Source organism: Pedobacter nototheniae, from assembly GCF_004335085.1.
In the GTDB taxonomy this organism is placed as follows: Bacteria; Bacteroidota; Bacteroidia; order Sphingobacteriales; family Sphingobacteriaceae; genus Pedobacter; species Pedobacter nototheniae.
In genome coordinates, this window is the sequence record NZ_RQRS01000045.1 from 1 (window position 1) to 5,884 (window position 5,884).

Below are 5,884 nucleotides of genomic sequence, written 5' to 3' on the forward strand. Positions count from 1 at the left end.
AAAAAAAAGATTTTATTTTTCTTGCGGATTAAAAAAGTTTTTCTACCTTTGCAATCCCAAACGGAAACGAAGGGATCCAGAAGCAGCGGATGTTGCGGAAGGGAATAAAAAAAGATTGAAATAAACGGGATTGAATTTAGGGAATATTAAGACCCTGAAGGATATTAAAGTTTAAAGATATATACAAACGATCGGCCGTGAGGTTTACTTAGATCAATAAGTTCTTAAAAGAGATGTCAATGTAGCGTAGCGAGGTAATGAAGTACGCATTCAAGTACAGAATACCGTCGCTTTATTTTAAAGACAATGTCTAACAGACAAATTAAAAAAGAAGACTATTTTTAACGATAGTTAAAACTGGTCAGCATCTTACAACACATTTTACAATGGAGAGTTTGATCCTGGCTCAGGATGAACGCTAGCGGCAGGCCTAATACATGCAAGTCGAGGGGTAGAGTTAGCTTGCTAGCTTGAGACCGGCGCACGGGTGCGTAACGCGTATGCAACCTACCTTAATCAGGGGGATAGCCCGAAGAAATTCGGATTAACACCGCATAAAATCACAGAATAGCATTATTCAATGATCAAATATTTATAGGATTAAGATGGGCATGCGTGTCATTAGCTAGTTGGCGGGGTAACGGCCCACCAAGGCGACGATGACTAGGGGATCTGAGAGGATGACCCCCCACACTGGTACTGAGACACGGACCAGACTCCTACGGGAGGCAGCAGTAAGGAATATTGGTCAATGGAGGCAACTCTGAACCAGCCATGCCGCGTGCAGGAAGACTGCCCTATGGGTTGTAAACTGCTTTTATCTGGGAATAAACCTATTTACGTGTAGATAGCTGAATGTACCAGAAGAATAAGGATCGGCTAACTCCGTGCCAGCAGCCGCGGTAATACGGAGGATCCAAGCGTTATCCGGATTTATTGGGTTTAAAGGGTGCGTAGGCGGCCTGTTAAGTCAGAGGTGAAAGACGGTAGCTCAACTATCGCAGTGCCTTTGATACTGATGGGCTTGAATGGACTAGAGGTAGGCGGAATGAGACAAGTAGCGGTGAAATGCATAGATATGTCTCAGAACACCGATTGCGAAGGCAGCTTACTATGGTTTTATTGACGCTGAGGCACGAAAGCGTGGGGATCAAACAGGATTAGATACCCTGGTAGTCCACGCCCTAAACGATGAACACTCGCTGTTGGCGATACACAGTCAGCGGCTAAGCGAAAGCGTTAAGTGTTCCACCTGGGGAGTACGCTCGCAAGAGTGAAACTCAAAGGAATTGACGGGGGCCCGCACAAGCGGAGGAGCATGTGGTTTAATTCGATGATACGCGAGGAACCTTACCCGGGCTTGAAAGTTAGTGAATTATTTAGAGATAAATAAGTGAGCAATCACACGAAACTAGGTGCTGCATGGCTGTCGTCAGCTCGTGCCGTGAGGTGTTGGGTTAAGTCCCGCAACGAGCGCAACCCCTATGTTTAGTTGCCAGCACGTGATGGTGGGGACTCTAAACAGACTGCCTGTGCAAACAGAGAGGAAGGAGGGGACGACGTCAAGTCATCATGGCCCTTACGTCCGGGGCTACACACGTGCTACAATGGATGGTACAGAGGGCAGCTAGCTGGCAACAGTATGCGAATCTCACAAAGCCATTCACAGTTCGGATTGGGGTCTGCAACTCGACCCCATGAAGTTGGATTCGCTAGTAATCGCGTATCAGCAATGACGCGGTGAATACGTTCCCGGGCCTTGTACACACCGCCCGTCAAGCCATGGAAGTTGGGGGTACCTAAAGTATGTAACCGAAAGGAGCGTCCTAGGGTAAAACCGATAACTGGGGCTAAGTCGTAACAAGGTAGCCGTACCGGAAGGTGCGGCTGGAATACCTCCTTTCTGGAGTAGCATTGACTACTCGCTGCGCAACATGATACTCTAAACAAGAAGAGAAAAAAGAAACACCCAGAATATAAGTTCGGTGCCTATACTTAAAGGTATAGAGCGGGGATACTTAAAAGAATAGGTGCAGATAAAAAGGAGCAGTAGCGGTAAGATACTATATACTGCGCTAGATTACTGTAACTTAAACCATAAAGTCCCGTAGCTCAGCCTGGTTAGAGCACTACACTGATAATGTAGGGGTCTCCAGTTCAAATCTGGACGGGACTACCATTAAAGGTACACAGTTAACAATAAGCAGTAATGATACTGTAAACTGAAGAACTGGCAACTGAATCTGGGGGATTAGCTCAGCTGGCTAGAGCGCCTGCCTTGCACGCAGGAGGTCAACGGTTCGACTCCGTTATTCTCCACATTTGAGCTTAAAGCTTGAAGGATAAAGCAGAAAGCTTTCAAAAAACAAAAAAGAAACTATCAGGATAGATAGGTTACATTGACATAAAGATTAAGAAAGAAGAAAACGCCAAGGGGCAAGTATATAGATGATATATATTAAACGGTTCGAGACCGCAGTTTTTTACTAATAAGGAATAAGCTTAGGCTTGGGCAGAGGAAAATGAAACCCTCCACCCTTATACCCTAAGGGTTATACCTTAGTAAAGTTCTTTGACATATTGGAAGAAGTTAAAAAAGAAGAGCAAACAACAATAGGCGACTGTTGTGTTTGTGCTCACTTAACTAGCATGCAAATGATAGATAAGTATGAGACATCATAACAAGAGCAAAAAAGCATACTATACGGCGCAAAAGGCGTATAAGTAGAAGAAAGTAAGAAAGAGTACACGGGGGATGCCTTGGCTCTCAGAGGCGATGAAGGACGTGATAAGCTGCGATAAGCTTCGGGTATTTGCAAATAGGAATTGATCCGAAGATTTCCGAATGGGGCAACCCGGCTAGTTGAAGACTAGTCACATAATGAGCAAACCTGCCGAACTGAAACATCTAAGTAAGCAGAGGAAGAGAAAATAATAATGATTTCCTAAGTAGTGGCGAGCGAACGGGAAAGAGCCCAAACCTATTTTGTTACGGCAAAATGGGGGTTGTAGGACTACGATGTGGTATTAACAAACAGAAGTGGAACGGGATGGGAAGCCCGGCGATACATGGTGATAGCCCAGTACACGTATAGAATGTTAGCCTAGTAGTATCCTGAGTACCGCGAGGTCGGAGACGCCTTGTGGGAATCTGCCGGCACCATCCGGTAAGGCTAAATACTCCTGAGAGACCGATAGTGAACCAGTACCGTGAGGGAAAGGTGAAAAGAACCCCGAACAGGGGAGTGAAATAGAACCTGAAACCGTGTACTTACAAGCGGTCGGAGCGTCCAGGTGGCGTGACGGCGTGCCTTTTGCATAATGAGCCTACGAGTTACTCTTCTCTGGCAAGGTTAAGTGTTTAAGACACGGATCCGAAGCGAAAGCGAGTCTGAATAGGGCGTATAGTCAGAGGAGGTAGACGCGAAACCTTGTGATCTACCCATGGACAGGTTGAAGGTGCGGTAACACGTACTGGAGGACCGAACCGATAAACGTTGAAAAGTTTCCGGATGATCTGTGGGTAGGGGTGAAAGGCTAATCAAACTGGGAAATAGCTCGTACTCCCCGAAATGTTTTTAGGAACAGCGTGGATATTAAGTTTAATAGAGGTAGAGCTACTGATTGGGTGCGGGGGAGTCAAATCCTACCAAATCCAGACAAACTCCGAATGCTATTAAATATGATCTGCAGTGAGGCCCGGGGTGCTAAGGTCACGGGCCGAGAGGGAAAGAACCCAGACCATCAGCTAAGGTCCCTAAGTGTACGCTAAGTTGAACTAACGAGGTCCGATTGCACAGACAGCTAGGATGTTGGCTTGGAAGCAGCCATTCATTTAAAGAGTGCGTAACAGCTCACTAGTCGAGCGATCGGGCATGGATAATAAACGGGCATTAAGTGTATCACCGAAGCTATGGGATTGAAATATATCGGTAGGGGAGCATTCTATATGCAGAGAAGGTATCTGGTAATGGGTGCTGGAGCGTATAGAAAAGCAAATGTAGGCATAAGTAACGATAAGGCGGGAGAGAAACCCGCCCACCGAAAGGATAAGGTTTCCTGATCAACGCTAATCGGATCAGGGTTAGTCGGGACCTAAGGAGAACCCGAAGGGGAAATTCGATGGACAACTGGTTAATATTCCAGTACTTTTTATAACTGCGATGTGGGGACGGAGTAGTGACACTGCCGCGATCTGACGGAATAGATCGTTAAAGGGCGTAGGTATTAGGACTGTAGGCAAATCCGCAGACCTAGCTGAAACCTAATAGTACCGCGAGACTTCGGTTGAGTGGATAGAGCAGGTAAACAGACTTCCAAGAAAAACCGCTAAGCTTCAGGTTATAAAAACCCGTACCGCAAACCGACACAGGTATCCGGGAAGAGAATTCTAAGGTGCTCGAGTGAATCATGGCTAAGGAACTCGGCAAAATGGCCCTGTAACTTCGGGAGAAGGGGCGCTGGCAGTAATGTCAGCCGCAGTGAAAAGGCCCAGGCGACTGTTTAACAAAAACACATGGCTTTGCAAAATCGAAAGATGAAGTATAAGGCCTGACACCTGCCCGGTGCTGGAAGGTTAAGAGGGGATGTCATCCGCAAGGAGAAGCATTGAATCGAAGCCCCAGTAAACGGCGGCCGTAACTATAACGGTCCTAAGGTAGCGAAATTCCTTGTCGGGTAAGTTCCGACCTGCACGAATGGTGTAACGATCTGGGCGCTGTCTCAGCCATGAGCTCGGTGAAATTGTGGTCCCGGTGAAGACGCCGGGTACCCGCAACGGGACGGAAAGACCCCATGCACCTTCACTACAATTTAACATTGACATTGGATACAGGATGTGTAGGATAGGTGGGAGGCTTTGAAGCGGCATCGCTAGGTGTCGTGGAGCCAACGTTGAAATACCACCCTTTCTGTATTCGGTGTCTAATCCCCCCTGGGGAGACATTGTTTGATGGGTAGTTTGACTGGGGTGGTCGCCTCCAAAAAGGTAACGGAGGCTTTCAAAGGTAAGCTCAATACGCTTGGTAACCGTATGAGGAGTGCAATAGCATAAGCTTGCTTGACTGTGAGACAGACAAGTCGATCAGGGTCGAAAGACGGATATAGTGATCCGGTGGTTCTGCATGGAAGGGCCATCGCTCAAAGGATAAAAGGTACGCTGGGGATAACAGGCTGATCTCCCCCAAGAGCTCATATCGACGGGGAGGTTTGGCACCTCGATGTCGGCTCGTCACATCCTGGGGCTGGAGAAGGTCCCAAGGGTTCGGCTGTTCGCCGATTAAAGTGGCACGCGAGCTGGGTTCAGAACGTCGCGAGACAGTTCGGTCCCTATCTGTTGTGGGCGTAGGAATTTTGAGTGGGGCTGACCTTAGTACGAGAGGACCGGGTTGGACTAGCCTCTAGTGAATCTGTTGTTCCGCCAGGGGCATTGCAGAGTAGCTACGCTGGGAATAGATAAGCGCTGAAAGCATCTAAGTGCGAAACTAGCCACGAGATGAGAATTCCATATAGGACCGTAGAAGACTACTACGTTGATAGGTTACAGATGTAAAGCTGGTGACAGCATAGTCGAGTAATACTAATCATCCGAAGCTTTCAAAAGCAACATACTGTTGTTTGTTCTTCAAAACTTAACTTCTTTCAATAATATGTCATTTCAAGCGAACAGCTGAAAGACTAAAGATTAAAGCGAAATACAAATAGCTTTTATCTTTGAGCTTTTATCTTTAAGCTTTAAATAAAAACATTTAGGTGCCTATATCGGTGGTGTCCACCTCTTCCCATTCCGAACAGAGAAGTTAAGCCCACCAGAGCCGATGGTACTGCGGTAACACGTGGGAGAGTAGGTCGGTGCCAAATCTTAAAAGAAACCCTTGCAACTTAA

Annotated in this window: 2 tRNA genes and 3 rRNA genes; all 5 read left to right on the plus strand. The window is 46.8% G+C overall.

Annotation, left to right across the window (positions count from 1 at the left end):
• The first annotated feature begins 383 nt into the window (after positions 1-383).
• The 5 genes from EHC72_RS22320 to rrf all read left to right on the plus strand — a co-directional run bounded on the left by EHC72_RS22320 (position 384) and on the right by rrf (position 5,859).
• A 16S ribosomal RNA gene (locus tag EHC72_RS22320) occupies positions 384-1,903 on the plus strand.
• 198 nt (positions 1,904-2,101) lie between these two features.
• Positions 2,102-2,179: transfer RNA gene (locus EHC72_RS22325), tRNA-Ile, on the plus strand.
• Positions 2,180-2,245: 66 nt separating this feature from the next.
• Positions 2,246-2,319, plus strand: a tRNA-Ala gene (locus EHC72_RS22330).
• A gap of 409 nt (positions 2,320-2,728) precedes the next feature.
• Positions 2,729-5,601 (plus strand): 23S ribosomal RNA (locus EHC72_RS22335).
• Between the two features lie 146 nt (positions 5,602-5,747).
• Positions 5,748-5,859 (plus strand): 5S ribosomal RNA (gene rrf, locus EHC72_RS22340).
• Together the 16S, 23S and 5S rRNA genes with 2 tRNA genes alongside form the textbook arrangement of a ribosomal RNA operon.
• Positions 5,860-5,884 lie beyond the last annotated feature (25 nt).